Source organism: Rothia amarae (genome assembly GCF_042677725.1).
Lineage (GTDB): Bacteria > Actinomycetota > Actinomycetes > Actinomycetales > Micrococcaceae > Rothia > Rothia amarae.
The window spans coordinates 252008-273628 of record NZ_JBHUCN010000013.1; the positions used below are offsets into that span (position 1 = coordinate 252008).

At 53.2% G+C, this 21621-nt stretch carries 15 protein-coding genes; 9 read left to right on the top strand and 6 right to left on the bottom strand.

The genetic code is table 11. The features are described 5' to 3' along the window. Positions 1-178 precede the first annotated feature (178 nt). Positions 179-2458: a helicase-related protein gene (locus ACFR81_RS07975; protein WP_417750612.1), complete on the top strand. Its 2280-nt coding sequence runs from the start codon at positions 179-181 to the stop codon at positions 2456-2458. 44 nt (positions 2459-2502) lie between these two features. Further along, positions 2503-3069 (top strand): 16S rRNA (guanine(966)-N(2))-methyltransferase RsmD, encoded by a 567-nt coding sequence (rsmD, locus tag ACFR81_RS07980; RefSeq protein WP_145173193.1) that lies wholly within the window; start codon positions 2503-2505, stop codon positions 3067-3069. Here rsmD and ACFR81_RS07985 read toward each other — a convergent pair. Next, a complete protein-coding gene (locus ACFR81_RS07985; RefSeq protein WP_343875120.1) occupies positions 3061-4284 on the bottom strand; it encodes an aminotransferase class I/II-fold pyridoxal phosphate-dependent enzyme in 1224 nt (407 codons plus the stop codon). The two genes, rsmD and ACFR81_RS07985, sit on opposite strands and share 9 nt — an antisense overlap. A gap of 95 nt (positions 4285-4379) precedes the next feature. On the opposite strand from ACFR81_RS07985, the gene coaD reads away from it, so the two are divergent. From coaD to mutM, 5 genes are all read left to right on the top strand, one after another. Further along, positions 4380-4850 carry a pantetheine-phosphate adenylyltransferase gene (coaD, locus tag ACFR81_RS07990; protein WP_068170195.1) on the top strand — a complete coding sequence of 157 codons (471 nt, stop codon included), beginning with the start codon at positions 4380-4382 and terminating at the stop codon, positions 4848-4850. A gap of 190 nt (positions 4851-5040) precedes the next feature. Next, the gene (locus tag ACFR81_RS07995; RefSeq protein WP_151145065.1) at positions 5041-5520 is read left to right on the top strand and encodes a YceD family protein; all 480 of its coding nucleotides are present in this window, start codon (positions 5041-5043) and stop codon (positions 5518-5520) included. A 37-nt stretch (positions 5521-5557) separates the two neighbouring features. Continuing rightward, positions 5558-5761, top strand: coding sequence for a 50S ribosomal protein L32 (rpmF, locus tag ACFR81_RS08000; RefSeq protein ID WP_068170191.1), 204 nt, complete (start codon positions 5558-5560; stop codon positions 5759-5761). 8 nt (positions 5762-5769) lie between these two features. Beyond that, complete coding sequence (gene rnc / locus ACFR81_RS08005) at positions 5770-6456, top strand: ribonuclease III (RefSeq protein WP_145173187.1); 687 nt, start codon at positions 5770-5772, stop codon at positions 6454-6456. Positions 6457-6546: 90 nt separating this feature from the next. Next, on the top strand, positions 6547-7503 hold the full coding sequence (mutM, locus tag ACFR81_RS08010) for a bifunctional DNA-formamidopyrimidine glycosylase/DNA-(apurinic or apyrimidinic site) lyase (protein ID WP_343875115.1): 957 nt from the start codon (positions 6547-6549) through the stop codon (positions 7501-7503). 505 nt (positions 7504-8008) lie between these two features. On the opposite strand, the gene ACFR81_RS08015 is transcribed toward mutM, so the two are convergent. The 4 genes from ACFR81_RS08015 to ACFR81_RS08030 all read right to left on the bottom strand — a co-directional run bounded on the left by ACFR81_RS08015 (position 8009) and on the right by ACFR81_RS08030 (position 15272). Beyond that, complete coding sequence (locus ACFR81_RS08015; RefSeq protein WP_186303134.1) at positions 8009-10141, bottom strand: alkaline phosphatase PhoX; 2133 nt, start codon at positions 10139-10141, stop codon at positions 8009-8011. Between the two features lie 201 nt (positions 10142-10342). Further along, positions 10343-11437 (bottom strand): NAD-dependent epimerase/dehydratase family protein, encoded by a 1095-nt coding sequence (locus ACFR81_RS08020; protein ID WP_343875111.1) that lies wholly within the window; start codon positions 11435-11437, stop codon positions 10343-10345. Next, the gene (locus ACFR81_RS08025) at positions 11434-14118 is read right to left on the bottom strand and encodes an alpha/beta fold hydrolase (protein ID WP_343875109.1); all 2685 of its coding nucleotides are present in this window, start codon (positions 14116-14118) and stop codon (positions 11434-11436) included. Before ACFR81_RS08025 ends, ACFR81_RS08020 begins: the two co-directional genes overlap by 4 nt. Positions 14119-14240: 122 nt before the next feature. After that, positions 14241-15272, bottom strand: a complete 1032-nt coding sequence (locus tag ACFR81_RS08030) for a 3-oxoacyl-ACP synthase III (protein WP_068170178.1) — start codon at positions 15270-15272, stop codon at positions 14241-14243. Positions 15273-15499: 227 nt separating this feature from the next. Between ACFR81_RS08030 and smc the strand changes: the two genes are divergently transcribed. Beyond that, complete coding sequence (gene smc, locus ACFR81_RS08035) at positions 15500-18982, top strand: chromosome segregation protein SMC (protein WP_343875106.1); 3483 nt, start codon at positions 15500-15502, stop codon at positions 18980-18982. 38 nt (positions 18983-19020) lie between these two features. Here the strand turns inward: smc and ACFR81_RS08040 are convergent, their stop codons facing one another. After that, positions 19021-20397 carry an MFS transporter gene (locus ACFR81_RS08040; RefSeq protein ID WP_343875104.1) on the bottom strand — a complete coding sequence of 459 codons (1377 nt, stop codon included), beginning with the start codon at positions 20395-20397 and terminating at the stop codon, positions 19021-19023. Between the two features lie 81 nt (positions 20398-20478). Between ACFR81_RS08040 and ftsY the strand changes: the two genes are divergently transcribed. Beyond that, positions 20479-21579 (top strand): signal recognition particle-docking protein FtsY, encoded by a 1101-nt coding sequence (gene ftsY / locus ACFR81_RS08045; protein WP_343875102.1) that lies wholly within the window; start codon positions 20479-20481, stop codon positions 21577-21579. The last annotated feature ends 42 nt before the right edge of the window (positions 21580-21621 follow it).

Here is a 21621-nt window from a genome sequence, read left to right on the forward strand (position 1 = left end):
GGGTGCGGCGCAGGCAAAATCGCTCAAATCCAGCATCGGCGTGGAGACCGTGGGTGATTTTCTTGAGTTCTACCCCCGCAAATACTTACCGCGGGGGGAATTGAGTTCTTTTGCGGATCTGCAAGAAGGTAGCGATGCCACTCTGATAGCCAAGGTTCTCAAAGTGACAACTCGGTCGATGAAAGCCCGCCGTGGTTCTATCACCGAAATTTTGATAACGGATCAGCTCGGCGAGCAACCCGATCCATCATTTGGTGCAGAGACCGGACGGACGCCGGTACAGCCTGCCCGTGCAGATTACCGTTTTGCTTCGGGCGGTAGTGGTGCTCCCAATGTAGCTAATCCGCGAATTCATGGTTTGGCATCTGGCTACTCCGATGGATATGGCGCACCCCTGCCCCCTGAATTTGATATGGGTAGTGTTTTTGGGGGATATGCACCTGATTCTTATGCCATGGTGGGCGACACCTCGACCATGACTCTCTCCTTTTTCAACGCATGGACCGCCGCCCGGGAAATTTCTGCAGGCGATCACGTGATGTTCTCTGGCAAAGTCGGTTCATACCGGGGCGAGCTGACACTAACTAACCCCCACTACGCCGTCCTTTCTGAAAACCAAGACCACGGCGGGGACATCGAGGCGATAGAGCGTGGGAAAACACGGGCCAACGCGCCGATTCCTGTCTACAAAGCAACCTCGAAACTTCCCACTGACCGAATCGCTCTGGCCATGGAACAACTCCTTGACCGCGCACCTCTCAAAGATTTAGAAGATCCCATCCCACCCGCTATCAGGCGGCAGCGAAAAATACCCAGTCTTGCCTGGACCTACCGAGGGATTCATACTCCCGATAGCGAGGAAACCTGGCGAGCAGCCCAACATTTCTTACGGTACCGCGAGGCATTCGTCCTTCAATCAGCTCTGGCACGTATCCGCGCTGCCCGCGCCGCACACATCACCGTGGCACGTTCTTTTATTCCCGGCGGCTTTGCCGACCGACTTCTTGAGCTTCTGCCCTATGAGCTGACCGAAGGACAGCGGAAAGTAGGAGAAGACATTTCCCGAGACTTGGCGTCACAAGTTCCCATGAACCGGCTACTTCAGGGCGATGTCGGCTCAGGCAAGACCGTGGTGGCATTACGTGCCATGTTACAAGTTGCAGATAACGGTGCCCAGGCAGCTATGCTCGCGCCCACCGAGGTGCTCGCCGAACAGCATTATCGTTCCGTTGTGGATATTCTGGGAGACCTCGCGCAAACAGATTCAGCCTTGGAACCCCCCGTTAGCGCTGGCGCTCCTACTCAGCGTTTGATTAGGGTAGTGCTCCTGAAAGCGTCCATGCCCACTCGCCAGAAGAAACAAACCCTTCTCGAAATTGCCGCAGGAACAGCAGACATCGTGATCGGCACCCACGCTCTGCTGGCCGACGCCGTTTCTTTCGCTGACTTGGGCATGGTCGTCGTCGATGAACAGCACCGCTTCGGAGTCGAACAACGCGATGCCCTGCGTGGGGCGCAGGGTGAACTACCTCACCGCTTGGTAATGACAGCAACCCCGATTCCCCGAACCGTTGCCATGACCGTTTTCGGGGACCTCGATACCTCTGTTCTCGACCAGCTACCAGCCGGGCGTCAAAAAATTCAGACAGTCGTCGTTTCACTCACCGAGCACCCCACCTGGGAAAAAAGAATGTGGGAAAGAGCCCGCGAAGAAGTCGACGCCGGGCACCAGGTCTACGTGGTGGTTCCCAAAATTGGGGCGGGGGAGAACACCTCCACCGTGGAAGAGGGCGAACTACTCTTTGGATCGACCCAGGCGCAAGAAACCAGCGCTCGCGGAGGAGAGCTCAACTCGGTGGCATCAATGATTGAGGAACTAGCCGAAAAACCGGTTTTGAAAGGCATCAGAATCGCCGCCCTGCACGGCAAAATGGATACGGCCGAAAAAGCCGCAACCATGCAAGAATTCAGCGATGGGGAAATAGACCTTTTGGTTTGCACCACGGTGATTGAAGTGGGTGTCAACGTTCCCAACGCCACCTTGATGATTATTATGGACGCCGATCGATTTGGTATCTCGGGATTGCATCAGCTGCGCGGCCGCATCGGGCGTGGACAGTTGCCCGGAACCTGCCTGTTGGTGACTTCCCAGGATTCCGAGGGAGTCTCCCGCCAGCGGTTGGACGCAGTTGCTTCCACCACCGACGGTTTTGAACTATCTCGGATTGACTTGGAACAACGCCGTGAAGGCGACATCTTGGGTGCGGCACAATCGGGTAACAAATCTACGCTCAAATTATTGCGTGCGCTGACCGATGCCAAACTGATTGAAAAAGCGAGAGAAGATGCTTTTGGGATTGTTGAAAAAGATCCCACTTTAGCCCAACACCCTGATTTAGCGCGCACGATAGACCGGGCACTCGATGCTGACCGCGAAGCTTTCCTCGGCAGAGGCTAAGCTAGAGTGATTAGCAAACTGCCTCTGACTGAAAGGTGCCCCTCGTGAGCCGAATTATTGCCGGAGTCGCCGGCGGTCTGCGTTTGGAAAACGTACCTGGCAGCAATACTCGACCAACCACTGACCGTGTGAAAGAGGCTCTCTTTTCTCGTCTGGAAACCTACGATATTTTGAACGGTTCACGGGTGCTTGATCTCTTTGCAGGTTCAGGGGCATTGGGCTGCGAGTCCATGAGCCGCGGGGCAGCTCACGTCGATTTCTGCGAAACGTATGCCAAAGCGCAGAGCGTGGTGGAGAAGAACGTCGCTGCCGTCGTGAAAGCAAGTCCTGCCTCAACGAGCCGGGTACATCGCATGAGCGCCCGTGCTTTTCTCGCTAATTATTCGTCGGCACCGTGGGACCTAGTTTTTATTGATCCGCCTTATTCTTTAGAAAACGACGAACTCGAAGAACTGTTGGAAGCCTTGGGAAATCACCTAGCAGACGGCGCTGTGGCAGTTGTCGAGCGTTCATCCCGCACAGCCGAACCGCAGTGGCCCGACACGATGGAGAAATTCGCCGATCGAAAATATGGCGAAACGGTGCTCTATTTTGCAGAGCCTTCAGCGTAAACTCCAGCTCTGGAACCGTTCCACCGCTTCCTGAAGAATCTCGGGTTTCTTGCAAAAAGCAAAGCGAATCCAATTCTGCATATGGGGTGCAAACTCTGCGGTCACAAAAGCGCTCATCGGAACGATCGTGACGCCTGCTTGTTCGGGTAGAATCCGCGCTAATTCTTCGGCGTCCTGAAGTCCCTTGTCTGCAATTAGCTCACCGGCATCCGCCGCGATAAAGAACGTACCAGCCGGTTGCATCAACTTCAGTCCTACTCCCTGCAGTCCGTCCAGCAAAATGTCCCGCTGGGCGGCATACTGCCTTACCAGCGAAGCGTAAAAGGAATCAGAAAGATTCAGTCCTGCAGCAGCTCCTACCTGTAAGGGCGCGGCAGCACTGTGCGAATAATAGCCCTTGACCAGTTTGATGGGCGCTATTAGATCCGCCGAACCGACCACCCAGCCCACACGCCAGCCCGTCAGCGAATGAGTTTTAGAAATTGCCGAGACAAAAAGAGTCCGTTCGGCTGCCCCGGGGAGCGCAAACAACGGTTCAAACGAATCCTCAAAGACGAGATGCTCATAGACAGCATCTTGAATCATGACCGCATCAAACTGGCAGGCAAGCGCAACGATTCGCTTCTTCACCTCAGACGAGAAGACGGCGCCGGTGGGGTTATGCGGGTCATTCACAATAACCAGGGCGGTGCGCTCGCTGAATGCTGCTTCTAGTTGCTCTACGTTTGGTTCAAAGGTAGGAGGCATCAACGGAACGGTCTTGATGTTACCCCCTGCCAGCGCAACTGCAGCGGGATAAATATCGTAGTAGGGCTCAAAGATAATGACTTCGTCGCCGGGATTGATGAGCGCGGTGATAGATGCAGAAAGAGCCTCTGAGGCTCCTGCGGTAACCAATACCTGCGTTTCAGAATCAACGTGCTGATGGTAGAACCGGCGCTGGTGCTCAGCAATGGCTGCTCGTAATTGGGGGTGTCCCGAGATAGGGGCATACTGGTTGGAGCCCGCATGCATCGCCGAAATAGCGGCATCGAAAAGCTCAGAGGGACCGTCTGTATCGGGGAACCCTTGCCCCAGGTTGATGGCTCCATGCTGATTGTTGAGCAGACTCATTTCCTCAAAAATGGTGGAAGAAAAGCCCTGCTTAGTCAGCAAACCGGTAGCCTGCCCTACTCGCTGATAAGGCAAGAGCGGCGGGGGAAACGGCTGATTCATGGCCCATCCTTAGAAATTGTAAGATAACTCTCTTTTCACTAGCCTACAATTTTTTGGTGATCCCTCTGCATATATTTCACTGTTACCCTAAATGTATGCAACTTGTAGTGTGCCCTGGCTCTTACGATCCCATCCACAATGGACACGTCGATATCATCACTCGCGCCGCCAAAATTTACGGTAGCGTGATTGTGGCGATTGCTCATAATTCAGCCAAAAAATATACATTTTCGCTGGAAGAACGGCTTGCGATGGCAAGTGAGACATTTGGGCAGCTCGACGGCGTCTCCGTGGAGGTAATGCCTAATGTGTTGCTCGCTGATTTCGTAAAATCCAAGGGCGCTGCGTTGATGGTCAAAGGGGTGCGCAATCCATTGGACTGGCAGTACGAGGCGCAGATGGCGACGATGAATCGTCACCTCAACGGCGTCGAAACGTCGTTTCTTACCTCCGATCCAAAGTATTCGCAGCTTTCTTCCACTTTGATTCGTGATGTCACGAGCTATGGGGGAGACGTCAGTACGTTTGTGCCTCGCGCCGTACAGAAAAGGCTCGAAGCGCGCTAATTTCTGAGGCTAATCCCACAAAAATTGCGCTTGAACCGATTCCTCCCTCGTGGAATAGTTGCTTAGTAACCAAACTGCAACTAAAATTGTTAGTTGGTCAAAACTTTTCATAAGGGAGTTCGTCATTACACGAAAAGATTCATCACCCCTGAAGATTTCAGTGAGAGATCTGAGTCATCGACCGGGGAGTATGGAAACCCTGGATGAAGTAGTACCGGCGCCAAAAGATTTTGGCAACGCTCTGATTGGAGCGGAGGAGGGTTCGGATATCGAACTTAACCTTCGGCTTGAATCCGTTGTAGATGGTATTCTGGTTTCCGGCACTGTAGCCGTTGAAGTTAACGGTGAATGTAGCTTGTGTCTTGATCCGGTTGCAGAAACCGTTTCAGCAGATATCCAAGAGCTCTTCGTTTTTCAAAAGGCTCCTCAGGGAGGTCCGAATGACGAAGAAGACGAGCAGTATGCCGTTGAAGGCGATGTTATCGACCTTGAACCGGTTCTGCGGGACGCAGTGATTTTGAAGCTGCCGTTCCAGCCCCTTTGTAAGGACTCTTGCCAAGGATTGTGTTCCGAATGCGGAATACGACTGGAAGAAGATCCGGGGCATCACCACGAGGTGCTTGATCCCCGTTGGAAGGCTTTAGAAGGTCTGCTCAACGAGGAGAAATAAACTTAATAATCGTAATTTCTAGAGAAGAGAGATAGCTGTGGCTGTTCCCAAGCGGAAAATGTCCCGTGCTAACACCCGCGCACGCCGTTCCCAGTGGAAGGCGTCCGTACCTCAGCTGGTTAAGACCGTTGAAAACGGTCGCGTAACCTACTCGCTGCCTCACCAGGCAAAGCTGGTTACTGACTCTGCAGGCAACGACTTGTTCTACGAGTACAAGGGCCGCAAGGTAGCTGACGCATAATAGTTAGCATGAAAAACTCTGATTCATCAGATTTGTTGAAACGTCTCGGTGTCGATCTCGACGCCGGGACGTTTCAGCATGCGCTGACCCACAGTTCCTATTCATTTGAGCACCCCGGCACTCCCAACAACGAACGCCTGGAATTCCTTGGAGATTCTGTGCTTTCGCTGGCGATTGCCGAAGAAGTGTACCGACTTTTTCCTGAGCTGCCTGAAGGCGAATTGGTCAAGAAACACCATGTGGTTGTTTCGTCGTGGGCGCTGGCTAAGATTGCTCGTTCACTCGACGTCGGCCCTCATATTCGGTTGGGCAAAGGCGAGAGAAAAACAGGTGGGCAAGATAAAGATTCCATTTTGGCGGACACTATGGAAGCAATTTTTGGTGCCTGCTATCTTCAGTGCGGTCGGGAAATTGCCCGCGATTTAGTACTCCGCCTGGTGGCGCCCCTGCTGAGTGATGAAGAAATTCTTGACGCTGGCCGCGACTGGAAAACCGAGTTACAGGAAATTGTTCAGAACCGAAAATTGGGTAGCCTGGTGTACACCATTGAGCGCAGTGGTGCTGAACACTCACCAATTTATACCGCTACTGCCGTGATTGATGGAGAGCGATTTGAACAGAGCACCGGTTCTGCCTCCAACAAGAAAGAGGCAGAACGGCAGGCTGCTCGGGCAACCTGCAAAGTTCTTGTCTAACGCATCTTAAACTCAGAGAACTTGAGCCAGCACCAAAGAGGTGACTGGCTTTAGTTTTATCATTGTGTAGCTACAACTCCAAGGAGAATCATGCCTGAACTGCCCGAAGTCGAAGTGGTAAGGCGCGGACTCGCCCATCATTGTGTAGGTTCCCGTATAGCAGATGTACGGGTGTTAGACGCGCGGTCCCTCCGCCGATTTGCGCCCGGAGTTTCAGAGTTTATACGACAACTAGAGGGACTGATGATTGTCGATTGTGCCCGGCGTGGCAAGTACATGTGGTTGGTTTTGGCCGATGAGATGGGCAATTTGCTCGATGATGCACTGGTAATTCATTTGGGTATGAGTGGACAGGTGTTGCTCAAGGACGCCGCGATGCCCGTTGAAAAACACCTGAAAATCGTAATGGAACTATACCGAAAAGACCAGAAGCCGCTACAACTGCGGTTTGTTGATCAGCGTATTTTTGGGGGAATGTTCCTTGACCAGCTGGTTCCAACGCTGGGCGAGGGTGGAGAGCCCGTGCCGGCGGCGTCGTCCTCTAAACTTGGTCTCTCGCTCATTCCTCGAAGCGTGGCGCATATTGCCAGGGATCCGTTGGATTCGCTGTTCGACATCAAGTTATTGCGTAAGAAGCTACTCAAGACAAGTTCAGGTATCAAACGACTGTTACTAGATCAGTCCGTTATTTCGGGAGTGGGAAATATTTATGCCGATGAGGCGCTGTGGCGAGCGAAGCTTCACTATGCAAAACCCGCCCGCTCGTTAAGCTTGACCCAGACTAAAGAACTGGTCAACGCCGCCCAAGACGTCATGCACACTGCATTGGATGCTGGCGGAACGAGTTTTGATGCGTTGTATGTGAACGTCAACGGTGAATCGGGGTACTTTGACCGTTCCCTCAACGCCTACGGGCAAGCGGGTAAGCCGTGTTCGCGTTGCCTGGATAACGGTAAGTCGTCCCTGATTGTCCGTGAACCCTTTATGAACCGTAGTTCCTATCGCTGTCCGGTCTGCCAAAAAACACCCAAGTTTTCGCACTGGTAAAGTCTTAGATTGAAGCACTCTAGCAAGAGAAGAGAAGATTTTTTAATTCTCGAGCTACACTAGTTCTGCGTCAGTGTGTCCAGCAATAAAAGTGAAAATAAGCGTGGCAACACTACAGATAATGAAGGCTAAGCAAATCCATAACAGCGGTTGTAACTGCAAAGAAAGGCAACAAGAAGTTTGACCATCTTCTGATAGCGGGGGAGATAACTGCTGCTATGCAAAAGAGCGCGAATACGCAGAGGAAAGTGACGCCGAAATAAACGAATAAAGGATGCAGGGGTATATCGAATGACATTGATACTTATTTCTCACGATGAAGAGTTGAATCGTAGTAGCTACAGATAGCGTACTCACCCGCTCTCCCTCTGTCATCGAAGTGCAACATGAGAGCAGGGCGAGCCTAGGCTAACCGTGCTGGGCAGAGAGCCTTTACTCACTTCACACAAAAGCCCTGGAAGAACCTCTCGATTCTTCCAGGGCTTTGAAATATCTCAACCGAACATTACTTATTCTTAGTCAGGTACACCTGAACTACGGACGGGCGAGGCTGAGCTACGGTACCGTGCGCTTTAGCCACTGCCGAGGGGCGTGAACCAACGCTGGAGTTAGCGTAGTCGGGAAAGTACGAGCGAGGCTCTTCAAAGCTGCCGTCTTCACCTGGGTGCTGAACCGAAACATAAACCATGTTTTCCTGATCGTGGATAACAGGTCCGCAGGTTTCAGCGTCCTGGGGAACGGCGAGGAACTGCTCTACATGTCCTCGTTCTGCTCCCTCAAGGCCCACACGGAACAGGCCATCGTTGAACTGAATGGTGCCGGGCTGACCATCGGTGGAGATCCATAGATTACCCTGAGAATCGAAAGCCACGTTATCGGGGCAGGAAATAGGCGAAACCTCGGTGGGGTCGAAACCTGCGAAGTAGGTTGCCTCATTCACTGCAGGATCGCCGCAGACGAGCAGAAGATCCCAGGTGAAGGTCTTGGAGCTGACGCGGTTGCGGTCCTCGGTAATTTCGATGATGTGACCGTCACGGTTGTTGTTGCGAGGATTGGGCTCGGTAGCAGATTCTAGCTGCTTGCCGTCCTTGACAGTACCGCGGTCGGTGTTATTGGTGAGAGCCGCGTAAATCTTACCGGTGAAGGGTGAGGGCTCGACGTCCTCGGGGCGGTCCATCTTGGTGGGGTTCATCTTATCCGCTGCAATACGGGTGTACACCAAAACTTCGTCGATGCTCATACCTGGCACAAGTGACTTGTTGCCATCGGTGAGCTGAATCCACTGACCGGTACCATCAAAAGCGCCATCTGAAGGCAATTTGCCGGAACCATCGATTTCTGCTGCGGGGGAGTCCCCGGTGAAGCGTGCAACGTAGAGTGAACCATTCTCCAACAGGCGCATATTGTGCTTGCGGTTGCCCTCGATGTAGCGATCACGAGCTACGAACTTGTACATGTACTCAAAACGAGTGTCATCGCCCATGTATGCGGCTACTTCGCCGGTTTTGGGATCAACATGGATGTTCGCTCCCTCGTGCTTGAAACGGCCCAAAGCGGTGTGCTTACGAGGGGGAGCGGTAGGATCTTCGGGATCCAGCTCGACGATGTAACCGAAACGGTTGGATTCGTTTTCATAACCGGGGTTGTTAGCGTTCCAGCGAGGCTCGACGTCCTCCCAGCCGTGTACTGAAGGCTTGTTCTTGATGGTGTAGCGCTTGAACTCTGCGGTATCTTTGCCCACAAAGTAGGAGTCGAAGTTTTCCTCACCGGAAAGAACGGTGCCCCAGGGGGTCAACCCGCCGGAGCAGTTGTTGTTGGTACCTAAGACGACGGAGCCGATGGGATCTGCTGCAGTCTTGAGCAACTTGGAACCGCGTGCGGGACCGGTAATGGAGAAGGGGGTTGAAGTGGTAATACGGCGGTTACGCTTGCCACCGACGATGTACTCCCATGGAGAACCTACAGCCTTACGCTTGAGCTCAACAACACTCAAACCCTGCGCTGCCATGGCTACGCGGCGGAGTTCACCCTTATCTGCAGCCCAATCCTTTTCAGAGAACATGATGTTCTCATTAACATACTCGTGGTTGCATACCAGCACGCCGCGCTTGGGGTTATTGGGGTTAGGGATGATGGTGAGGTAATCATTGTTGTAACCGAACTGAAGTGCCTGTGCTGCAGCAGTCTGGTGATTGATATCGAACTGGGGAGAGTTCTTGAAGAGGGGGTCACCCCAGCGAATGATGGGTGCCCACTCAAATCCTTCGGGTACGGTGAGGTCATCGACGTCGGCAGGAACCGGCGCAATGGGGTTAAAAGAGAATGAGCTCTGTGCTTTCTTAGCGTGTCCGAGAGCCTTACCCTGAGCCTGAATGGGTAGAGCTTGTGCGGAGGGAGCATTCGAAGCTGCCGCACCAACGACGACGGCTGCTCCAGCCAAGCCGAGAGCCGAGCGTCGGGAAATCGCAGCTTCAACAATATCTTTGAAGTAGTGGTTATCTGAGCAGTTAGCGTCTGGTTCGAGGCAGGCGTTATTGCACTTGAGTGCACAGGTAACTGCCGAACGCTTACCCTTGACGTGGCTCCACATGGGGAGGTAGCGGCGGGTAGGTGAAGTCAGAGGAGTCTTTTCAGTCATGAGAGCATCCTTTTCGCAAAGAAGTTGAGGTGGGAATTCCTGTGTGGAACCCACATGAATGGGCTTCTGTTAACCTCTCAAAAACAAGTAAAAGGAACAGCTGAGAAGGGTAAACAGAAGTTTACTTTTGTACGAAAAGAATCTAAGTTCTGAATAAACAACTACCCGCCGGTAGGTTACAAACCGCTAAATGGGGGACGGCTAGGATTTGTACCGATTACCGTAATATTCTCCGAGCCGGGCATAACCTTCCTCAATGGAAACAGCCGGTGACCAGTCTAAAAGCTCACGAGTTTGTTTTTGATCGAACCAGTGAGAGGTAGAGAGTTGCTCTGCGAGAAACTTCGTCATCGGCGGTTCATCTTTCCCGGGGCGCACAGACCATACCTTTTCGATAACCGCGCCGGCAGCACGAGCTACAGAGGCAGGTACCGAACGCGAGGGCGCAGGAATACCGACTGCTTCACACATGCCACCGAGTAACTCAGCGACCTCCCGCGGTTGACCGTTCGTGACGACCAAGGGGGTTCCATGAATGTTTTCCAGGCGCTGATAACCTGCCACAATGGCATCGACCGCATTATCGATATAGGTGGTATCAATTAGGGCGGTACCGTTATTGAGTAACGGCAAAGTACCCCGCGCCGAACGGTCCAATACTCGTTCAACCAACTGTGTATCACCGGGACCCCACACAATATGGGGGCGAAGCACGCCGACCCAAAAGTCATCACTATCTGATTCCAATGCGAGGTTCTCCGCCAGAGCTTTGGACCGTGCATAGTGTCCGCGTGCCAATTCGGGCGTAGCGGGGCCATTACCCTCGCCCATAAAAGCTGTACCCGTATGAGCTACCGAAGGAGAAGAAATGAACAAGAAACGAGAAATACCCGCCTCTTTTGCCATTTCTAGAACCACCCGTGTACCGCGCACATTGGTTTCAACGAATTCATCCCACTGCCCGGCAAAGGATACCTTTGCCGCCAAATGAATGACGCCGTGAGCGCCTTCGAGCCCCTCTTGTACCGCCTTCATATCGGTGACGGCGCCGCGAACCTGCCGGAAACGCTCGCGCACTGATCCTGGTAGCAGCTCGCCCACACCGGAATCGGAACGCTGAAAAACAGTGACGTCAAAACCTTGGCGCAATAGTTCCAGGGAGACTTCCCGCCCCAACATGCCAGAGGCGCCTGTCACAAAAACACGTTCATCTCGGCGAGGGGCGAATGCTTCTTCGCCCACAGGGCGCTGGGAAAAAGCACCGGCAACTTCAATTACTTCAACGGATGAGGTCATTTTTTCAACTTCGCTTTCTGACCGCTGAGCAGCTTTTGCGCCCAACGAGCCAACAGAGGTCGATCAATTTTAGAGTTATGGCGAATATCGGTGGGGTGCTCTCGCACCTGCAAAACAGCGGAAACTTCGATTCCCGTATCTTGCAGAACGCGCTGACGTACCTGAGCAGTGAGCGCTGAGTTTGCTCGCCCGTCCTGAGGCGCGCGGGGGTCAGTCTCGACAATCACCACCGGGGTAGCAGAGCCAGCAGGGCCAACCGCAACTGCTGCCGCGCGTCGAACAACCGGCACTTCCTCAGCAGCTTGTTCCAAGGCAACCGGGGTCAGTACTCCCTGCGAGGTATTGAGCACATGCGCCAGGCGACCCTCTACCCAGAGGCGACCGGCTTCGTCAAAGTGCCCAACGTCGCCGGTATGGTGCCATCCGGGTGTAGCGGTTGAGAGCCGTTCGGTCACCCACAACGTGTCATAGCGGTCTTTGACATGCGGTGCGCTCACCACAATTTCACCGGTAATGCCGGGTTCTGTGGTGGTTTCTTCCAGTGGTTCCCCCTCATTATCCAAGGGAGCAATCTGAATTTCTGCACCGTGAACAGCTCGACCGACGCAGACGCCGTCGCGAGCACCGGTGAGACCGCGTTCGGTGCCGTCGGCGAGAGCAGATTTGATTTCTTCAAAAGAGACATCGGTGATGGGAAGCGCCTCAGTCATGCCGTAAGGCGTGTGGATTGAAGCCTGAGGAACGATGGACTGCACTGCTTCAAGGAGCGGAACCGCCAGGGGAGCGCCGGCAGAGAGCAAAAGATCCACTGATTTCAGTGCATTTCGCTGATCCTCACTGAGATTGTTGGCGGTTCTCACTACGTTCATCAGCGCTGCTGGGGATGCGAATATAGTGGTGGCATCGATGGCTGCCGCAGCTGCCGATAGTGCAGACGCCGTCAGGGTCTTGGGGCGGGTTACATCCATGGTGGGAGTTACCGACGTCGCACCCAAAGCAGGGCCCAACAACGCAAACGGAGCGAACCCCGCGACCAAACCGGTACCTGCAGAAAGCCCGTAGGTGTGGCGAATGGCATCGCGCATTCCAGAAATTTGACGTTGGGTGTACACCACTCCCTTAGCGGGCCCGGTGGAGCCGGAGGTGTAGAGAACCGCAGCGTCGTCTTCGGGGGATACGCTATAGGAGGTGTTCTCACGTGTATCGGAAAAATCTGCTACGGACGCTATGACGCCGAGTCCCTTTCTGGCAACTGCCGGCAGGGGATCTGCAGCAATTTTCTGCCCGGGCCATCCCAACGCGCGCGCAGCAACGAGTGCAGGGCGAATGCCCACCAGGAAGTCAGGGCGTGCACCCTTGAGAGCTCGCGTAAGACCCTTGGCGCCCAAACCGGTATCAGCTACTACAATGACCGCACCAATTTTGAGGCAGGCATAAATCAAAGTGGTGAGTTTCGCACCGGGGGGAACCATGAGGTTGACTCGGTCACCAGCTCGAACGCCGGTGGTTTCTAAACCATTTGCTACACGGTTAATATCCTGTGCCAGTTCAGCCCAGCTCAAGGTTGAAGCGATTTGAGTTTCATTGCGGGAATCCATATCCACTACAGCCAGCGAAGAATCTGAGGCGCGTCGTAACACCTTCGAAATCAAGGGCTCAAAGTCAGTGTGGAGTTGTTGTTCTTCTCGCGCTAGCTGATGCGCTTGGCGTCCGGTATGGTTCCACAAGAACTGTTCTTCTAACCAGTGGAACAAAGGCGTGGCGATGTCTTCATCTTCTGCTACCAAGTGGGATGCATTCTCATACCGGTGAACATCTGCCTGAGGCATACGTTCTTGTAAATCTGCCATATAACGCCGCTGGAAAACGGGATCCTTGGTGCCCCACTGGAAGAACGCCGGCACATGCAAATCTCGAATTCCTTCAGCGATTCGCACCATGTCGGTGTAGGAAGCGGTTGCTTCGCCGGCGGGGATATCAGCTACAAAGTTACGGATACCCGCGCGTAGTTCTGCGGTTCGGTAGGGAGCCGCATACGTCTTATAGACGGCAGAATCTAACCCACCGTTTTGCGCCAGGTGGAGTGTGACATCCAAAAATGCGGTGGACTTTTGCGTACCCCACCCATGAATTGCAGGATTCAGGGCAAGCTGAAGAGCCGCAGGAATTTTTTCTATCTGGTCATGGAAGACGGCGGTGTTAGTCAACGCAACCGCTTCGACCACATCCCGGTGCTCCAGTGCCCAGCCCAGAGAAATAAGGCCACCCCAATCGTGGGCTAGGGTGACCACCGGTAAATCGGTGTTATCCAGCCCGACATGCTGGGTGAAATCTCCTAAATCACGCACGCGATCAGCCAATCGACGAACAGTCCCCGTACGTTCTGAAAAACCCATGTCCAGCTGGTCTACTGCAATAACTCGCCAAGGGTTCTCAGCATTGATACCTGCGGCAAGCACCGACCGCCATAAATAGGACCAGGTGGGATTACCGTGCACAGCCAGGATGATGCCTACAGGTTCTAAGCCTTCTTCGCGGAGCACCTGCTGATTATCCAGGTAGTGCCAGGTACGTGTGTGCCCGGCGTCGACGCCGGCGCTAGAAATAACCTGAGCCATGCACGACCAGCGCGGATCAACTCCGGGCCAATTCTGGGGATCTGGGGTGAGCTGTTCAAGCATATGGTTTCTCCTTAGGGACCCGGCCATCAAGACCGAAAGTTCACATCTAAAGTATTCAAACAAAAAGTATTTAAAGAAGTCAGCCCATCTGCGGCGCTAACCGGAGATGGGCAGAAAAGTGTTTACCAGATGATTTCCATAAGCGCCGTATTCAAGCCTGAGCCCACACCCATGCAGAGAATACGATCGCCCTTGGAATATTCCACGGCTTCTTTCGCCAAAGTCATCGGAAGAGCTGCCGCCGCTACATTGCCCCAGTAGGGAAAGGTCATCGGAATCTTCTTCTCATCAATTCCGACTGCCTCAATAATGGCATTGGTGTGGGAATTTGAAATCTGATGGGTGACGTAGGAATCCATGGAATTCCAATCCCAGCCCTGCTCGTGGGCTTCTTCCCACGCCTCGGCTACCAAGGTTAGTCCGTGCTTGAGCAAGCCTGCGGCGTCGGTATTCATACCCTGATCTGCCTCGCCACCAATGCACAAATTTCGGTGTTCAGTGCCCGCGCGAGAAACCGATCCTAGAATCTTATGCCCCTCAGGATGGCGATCAGAACGCCCCAACACGGCAGCAGCTGCACCAGAACCTAACGTCAAAGTAGCGAACTGGGCGAGGACTTCATCGCGAGTGGTGGTGGGCTGATCCAAGATACGCAGTGCTGTTCGGTGCCAGGGGGAAGGATCCTCACCAGCAACGATTAACGCATAGTCAATAGCGCCGGCATCAATCATCGACGACGCCACGGTCATAGCATTTACAAAGCCCAGGCATGCATTGGTGATATCAAATTCAAGGGCGTGGCGCGGCAAATCCAACCGGTCGTGGATGCCCACAGCCACAGCAGGCTCAAAATTATCGCGTGTTACCGACGCATTAATCATCAGACCAATCTGATCTTTAGAAACCCCGGCAGCGGCAATCGCTTTCTCAGCAGCCGCCACAGCGCCGTCCTCAAAAGTCATAGAGTCTCCCCATGAACGGCGCTCGGAAATTCCCGCCAATCGTTCCAGTAGACCCTTAGGCATTCTCAGCCGCTTATAGGTGCTCGCCAGCTTCTCATCAAAATAAGAAGACGTCACGGTTTCAGGCGGCAACTCCAACTCAATCGAAAGAAGCGAAGCGTTGGAATGGCGAATATCAGAATTAGCAGTCAAGGAAGTCTAGCTTTCGGTGGGAATCGTGAGCTCACTGAAGAGAATTGCGCGGGCGTCAGAACTCTCCTGAATGAAATAAGTCTAATTACTTATAATAATCCTCTTTGCTGAATCTTGGATGATTTCACTTTTGGGGCAATGTCACATACAAAAGATGGCATAAAATGTAGAGCTCTGCGCCGAATAGTTAAGAGAGCGCAAGAATTGAACCGTGCGGAAGGACTTTTGTGCATATCAAATCGCTGACTCTTCGAGGGTTCAAATCATTCGCCTCTGCCACTGAATGTTCTTTCTCACCCGCCATCAACGTGATAGTTGGCCCAAATGGGTCGGGTAAATCAAATATTGTGGACGCGCTCGCCTGGGTCATGGGCCAACAGGGGGTGAAGTCTTTACGCGGTGAAAAAATGCAGGACGTCGTATTTGCAGGAACCAGCACCCATGCTGCACTGGGTCGGGCGAAAGTTACGCTGACCCTTGATAATTCCGAGGGTTTATTGGGGATTCCCTCCGAAGAAGTCACGATTGAACGCACCATGTTTCGCAGTGGGGGATCTGAGTACGCCCTCAACGGACAAGCGGTTCGGCTCAGTGACATTCAAGAGTTACTGGCAGATGCTGGGGTAGCCCAAGAGGATCATGCTCTGGTGAGGCAGGGACGAGTCGATGAAATCTTGACTGCCAATGCTGAACAGCGCCGCGACATCTTGGAAGAGGCATTCGGTATTCACCGTTTTCGCCAACGCGCTTCGAAAAGTGAGCGCAAACTTGAATCGATGAAGCAGAATCTGCACCGGTTGGAGGATCTCAACGCGGAGCTTACCTCCCAGCTAGAACCGTTGCGTTTACAGGCCGAGTCGGCTCGAGCCGCCGGCAGCCTCCAACAGCAGATTCACCAGGTGTCGGGGCAGCTCTTTCGGAGAGAAGTAGAACAGATGGCTGAAAAGATTCACCAGATTCAGCTACGAGTAGACCAAGCCCAAAACCAAAAAGCCGATGCCGAGAAGCACCAGTTAGCAACCCAGCAGCGCCTCGACCAGCTCATCAACCAGGATCAATCCGTCAGAGAAGAGCAGGAGCAACTACAGAAACGCGAATACCGTATCCATACCGTGCTGGCGTCGGTTCAAGCATCGCTGACCCTCATTGAGGAAAAACAGCGAGCACTCAAAACAGAAACTCCTGTGCAAGTGGAAGAAGTCCAGGATGTCATTCAGCAGATAGCTGGGGAAACAGAAGCCATATCTAGCTGGAAAGAAAAAATTTCTAGCTTAACAGAGCACCAGAAAAACCTCATGACCCGGCGGTCACAACTGGCTGAGCAGCTTCAGCAGATTCGCTCGGAGCAACAACGCCAGCAAGAAATCAGCGAATTGGCGCGTGAGCAGCGTTCGACACTACTCAGCCAACTTGCTGCCCAGCGCGCCCGTGTGGAAAAGATCGAATCAGATCTCGAAAATTTTGTGCAAGAAGAGCAGGAGGCTCACGAGTACCTGCAAGGAATTCAAGAACGCCTTTCACAGCTGGAGAGTTATCTGACTGAGCAGAGCGCACAACGAGATGAATTACAATCTCTTCTGACCAAAAAACAAGAGAAACGACGCTCGCTAGCTCAGGAGATTGAGAATGCCACCCAGACTCTGCATGAGGTAGAGAACCGGGCGGCTGCTCTATGCTCCCAACGAGCTATTTTCGAAGAAGCATTAGTTCATCTCGAAAACTCAACCGACGAAGCTGGCAACCACCAAGGTTCTTCTCCACAATATTTTGCAGATTCTTTGACCGTAGAGAAAGACTGGCAGCTTGCAGTTTCAGCAGCTCTGCACAATATAACCAGCGCAAAAGTACTCGATCACTCAGCGGATCTTGAAATTGCCGCCGAAGAGCACTCTCGACCCCGCCCCCAGGTATTCCCACCCGTGAACACCTCGGAAAAGAACTTAGCCAGCACCTCGGCTCTACCTCACGGGGCGGTTCGAGCTGAGAGCGTCATCAAGACCGCCACGGACATCACACAAACCATCGTGCAGCAGGCACTGCGCGACGTCGTCCTACTTGAAAAATTAGATAACACTCAGGAACTCCTCGCCCAGTACCCCACGCTCACTTTCTATGACCGGGCAGGAAACGCACTCAATTCCTATGGATATGTGCCCCATCAAGCGTCTCTTTCCAATCCCCTTGAGCTCACCGCAAAAATAGAGGCACTCACCGCTCAGATCGAACAAACGCGGGAAGAAAATACCAGCGCCACCCGCACCTTGAAAACGCTCAGTGCAACCCTGGAAGAGAATAGACAAAGCGAGAAAGAGCTAGCACGAGAAATTGGTGTACTGAGCGCTCAAAGTGCCGATATCGAATCGCAAAAAATTGCCGCTCTTACTACTGCGGAGGTAGCACAAAAGAACACGGTGCGGCGCAGCAATCAGATGGCTCAAGCCCGACAGAAACGGGATAAGCTACGGGAACTCTGGAAGACCACCGAAGATGCTCTCGACAGGGCAGAAAATCAACCCAACGATAAGAGCGATCTTTCAGAGCAGGCGAGTGACCTCGAGAAGGATCTCCAAGAAATAGCCATTGAACTCTCCGTGGCAGATACAGAACTTCACCATGCCCAAGAACGGCGTGAACTTGCCGAGGGGAAACGCACTCAGCTAAAATCGCACCTCCAGTTCTTAGAGAAAGCTCAGCAACGCGCGCAACAGCTACACGACACCGCAACTCGCCACGGCAAAAAACTCAGCCTTCTCACAACCCAGTTTTCCATGCTCGCCAGAACGCTAGAAAATGAACTGGCAACTGCTCAGACCCGCAGGCAGGAACTGGAACAGAAACGTGAATCCTTGCGTATCGAGCGGGGCAACCTGTCCGAAAACCTTGGCCACAAACAGAAAGCCCTACTGGAAGTTCAGACAGAGGTAGACCGTGCCACCCGGGACCTTCTCAAAGCAGAGCTAACCCAGCAAAATCTGCAAGAAAAAATTGAACAGGAATTGAAAATAGATTCCTCACTTCTGAGCGAAAAATTCGACGTATCAGAAAAATCTAAAGAAGAACTGTTGCAGAGCCGCTCTCGCTTGCTAGCTCAGCAAGAAAAATTAGGAGTAGTAAACCCCCTGGCAGTAGAAGAATTTGATGCCCTCCAAGAACGCCAAACCTATCTGGAGCAGCAAATCCAAGATCTCAAGAAGTCTCGAGCCGATATGCGCTCGCTCCTCAAAGACCTTAATAACCACATCAAAGAGCAGTTCCTCGAATCCTTTGAACTAGCATCCGGACAGTTTGCAGAAATTTTTGCCGAGCTCTTTGATGGAGGAGAGGGAGCCCTCGTTCTCACTGATCCTGAGGATGTTCTCTCCAGCGGTATAGAGATCCAAGCTCGACCCGCCGATAAAAAGATCAAGCGGCTATCTCTTCTCTCTGGTGGTGAACGAACCCTCGCTTCGCTGGCATTTCTCGCATCGCTCTTTGCCGTGCGTCCGGCACCGTTCTATGTGCTGGACGAGGTAGAAGCCGCCCTGGACGACCGCAATCTCACCCGGGTCCACCGTCTCTTTGAGCGGTTGGCTCAACAGAGCCAGCTAATTATTGTGACCCACAAACCTCGTACGGTGGAACTGGGAGACTCGCTGGTTGGGATTTCGATGCAAGACGGCGTCAGCCTAGTGCTCTCTCAAGATGCCGAACAGATCCACGCCCTGATCTAATCTGAGGCCGAATTTTTGAGTGAACGCCTGACTTGGTTTTACTTGCCGCTGTAGCTCTTATCTGCCCACTGCGCGGGGAAACGGGGCCGATGACCTGGGCGCCATGCAAGAGAGCACAGAATGAGCAGAGCACCGGATATACCAAAAGCTGCCCCGTATCCCCACTGGTCTACTACAAAGCCCGCCAAAAGAGGACCCACAATCTGACCTAAATCAGAGAGCATCTGGAAAGTAGACAGCACGGTACCGCCGGAGCGGTTGCTTCCAATAACATCAGCAACTGATGCCTGCAAAGAAGGCCCCAATAGTCCGGTACCAATTCCTGTGAGTACAGAGAAAACGCAGAAAATAACCGGAGTAGTGGAAAAACCTACGGCAATGGTGGACGCCCCGCTGAGGAGGAGACCTACAAAAATGAGGGTGCGACGTCCGCTCTTGTCTGAGAGCGAGCCAGAAATATTTTGCGTCACCGCATTGCCCGCTGCATAGAGGGCGAGGGCAACACCGGCAAGTACTGTTCCTCCAGCTTCGGCGTCGTAGAGCTCACCGGAGTGGTACTGCGCAAGAAGAGCTACCGCTGCCAGCGGCATGAGTGAAATGCGGATGCCCAGCGCTGCCCAGCCCATGGCAAAGTTGGTGACCAAAGCACCGCGGTAATTTTCAAAGCCTAACGCCTGCTTGAAAGTAAGCGCAGGTTGCATCGTCTGAGCGCCAGCGTTTTTGTCTTCTACCTCTTTGAGATAAACAAATACCACGGTTGCGGCAATAAAAAGCATCACGGCATAGATGGTAAAAGGCAGGCGCATTCCTAAGCCTGCCATGGTTGCGCCCATTACCGGGCCCAAGATATTACCCAGAAGAAATGACGTCGCGTAGTACCCCGAAATACGGCCGCGCAGTGATTGAGGTGCGTAGCGAACGATTAGACCCATCGCGGAGACGGTAAACATCACCGACCCCACACCGCCTAAAGCGCGGAAGAGAAGGAGTGAGTAAAAATCCCAGGAGAAGGCAACGCCGAGAGAGGAGAGAGCAACTATTAACAGACCAGCAATATAGGTGGGTCGTTCACCGAGGAGCGTAATGATTTTTCCCGACGCCGGTGCGAAAGCCAATCGCATCACTGCAAACATGCTTACGACCAATGCGGCGGCCATTGCACCAACGTTGAAACTAGCTGCAAATCGGGGTAATACCGGTGCAATCAGACCAAAGCCAAGGGCGATAGCAAAGGCTGCCACAATCAGAACCTTGAGCTGAGGTGGAATCTTCTGCGGAGGCGCAACGCTACCCGTTACATCAGAATTTTTAGTTGAACTTGAAGCTTGAAAATATTGGTCAGCATTCTTCGCGGTAGGTACCACCAGAGGAATTTCGCCGGTGTGCGGTGGAATTGGGGAATCTTTCTCAGCCATAGTCGCCCATTCTAGACTCATTCTGCAGCCTGGGGTGGTAAAACCTTGGGGATGAAAGAAGGGGTATGAGAAGCTAGAGGGGTGAATGATACCCTGACTCTAATTTTGTACATCGTACTGGGTGTGCTCATTCTTGGCGGTGTTCTTGCGGTTCTTCTGAGGGGACCGAAAGCGCCTAAGGACGGGTACCCCTCCACCCGAGACGCTGATGACGTCAGATCCGGTGAGGACGAAGCGGTTACCACCGTTGAGCGTCCACCCTCCGCCGCAGGGCGTTTGGTACGCCTGCGTGAGCGTCTTTCTCGCTCCAACAATCTCTTGGGTAAGGGTCTCTTGGCTCTTCTCTCTCGCGATAAGCTCGATCAAGATGTGTGGGATGAAGTCGAAGAAACCCTCCTCATGGCAGATCTTGGCTCTGGTCCTTCCGAACGCCTCGTTGAAGCTCTTCAGCGTCGTGTTCGTGTAGAGGGTACCGAGAACCCCGCGCACGTCAAGCAGATGCTCCACGAGGAACTCCTTGCGATTGTTGGCCCCGATACTGACCGATCCTTGCACCTCGAGGGCGAGAAAGGAAACCCCGGTGTAGTGCTGGTAGTTGGTGTAAACGGCGTCGGCAAAACTACCACCGTGGGTAAGCTTGCCCGCGTCATGGTTGCCGAAGATAAGAAACTACTCCTTGGAGCTGCCGATACCTTCCGCGCAGCTGCTGCCGATCAGCTTCAGACCTGGGGCGATCGAGTGGGCGTGCAGACGGTGCGGTCGGAGAAAGACGGCGCAGACCCCGCATCGGTCGCTTTTGAAGCGATTAAGGAAGGCAAAGCACAGGCCGTCGATACCGTGATGATTGATACTGCAGGCCGCCTGCAGAATAAGGCTGGTCTGATGGATCAGCTCGGCAAGATTAAGCGCGTAGTTGAAAAAGAAGCGCCGGTGACCGAGGTTCTGCTGGTGATTGATGCAACGACCGGTCAGAACGGCATGATTCAGGCGAAGGTTTTCTCTGAAGTTGTCAACATCACCGGCATTGTGCTCACTAAGCTGGACGGTTCAGCTAAGGGCGGCATCGTCGTCGCTATCCAGGAAGAACTGGGCGTGCCCGTCAAACTGGTTGGGCTGGGCGAAGGTCCAGATGATTTGGCGCCGTTTGATGCCAAGGGATTCGTGGACGCTATCCTCGACTAACCGAGATAGCTTTAAGTGCAAGGGCGAGACTTCAACAAAGGT

Coding starts and splice junctions, on each gene's coding strand:
- ACFR81_RS07975 (WP_417750612.1), top strand. CDS start 179: ATGAAAGCCCGCCGTGGTTCTATCACCGAAATTTTGATAACGGATCAG.
- ACFR81_RS07985 (WP_343875120.1), bottom strand. CDS start 4,284: ATGAATCAGCCGTTTCCCCCGCCGCTCTTGCCTTATCAGCGAGTAGGG.
- coaD (WP_068170195.1), top strand. CDS start 4,380: ATGCAACTTGTAGTGTGCCCTGGCTCTTACGATCCCATCCACAATGGA.
- ACFR81_RS07995 (WP_151145065.1), top strand. CDS start 5,041: ATGGAAACCCTGGATGAAGTAGTACCGGCGCCAAAAGATTTTGGCAAC.
- rnc (WP_145173187.1), top strand. CDS start 5,770: ATGAAAAACTCTGATTCATCAGATTTGTTGAAACGTCTCGGTGTCGAT.
- mutM (WP_343875115.1), top strand. CDS start 6,547: ATGCCTGAACTGCCCGAAGTCGAAGTGGTAAGGCGCGGACTCGCCCAT.
- ACFR81_RS08015 (WP_186303134.1), bottom strand. CDS start 10,141: ATGACTGAAAAGACTCCTCTGACTTCACCTACCCGCCGCTACCTCCCC.
- ACFR81_RS08020 (WP_343875111.1), bottom strand. CDS start 11,437: ATGACCTCATCCGTTGAAGTAATTGAAGTTGCCGGTGCTTTTTCCCAG.
- ACFR81_RS08025 (WP_343875109.1), bottom strand. CDS start 14,118: ATGCTTGAACAGCTCACCCCAGATCCCCAGAATTGGCCCGGAGTTGAT.
- ACFR81_RS08040 (WP_343875104.1), bottom strand. CDS start 20,397: ATGGCTGAGAAAGATTCCCCAATTCCACCGCACACCGGCGAAATTCCT.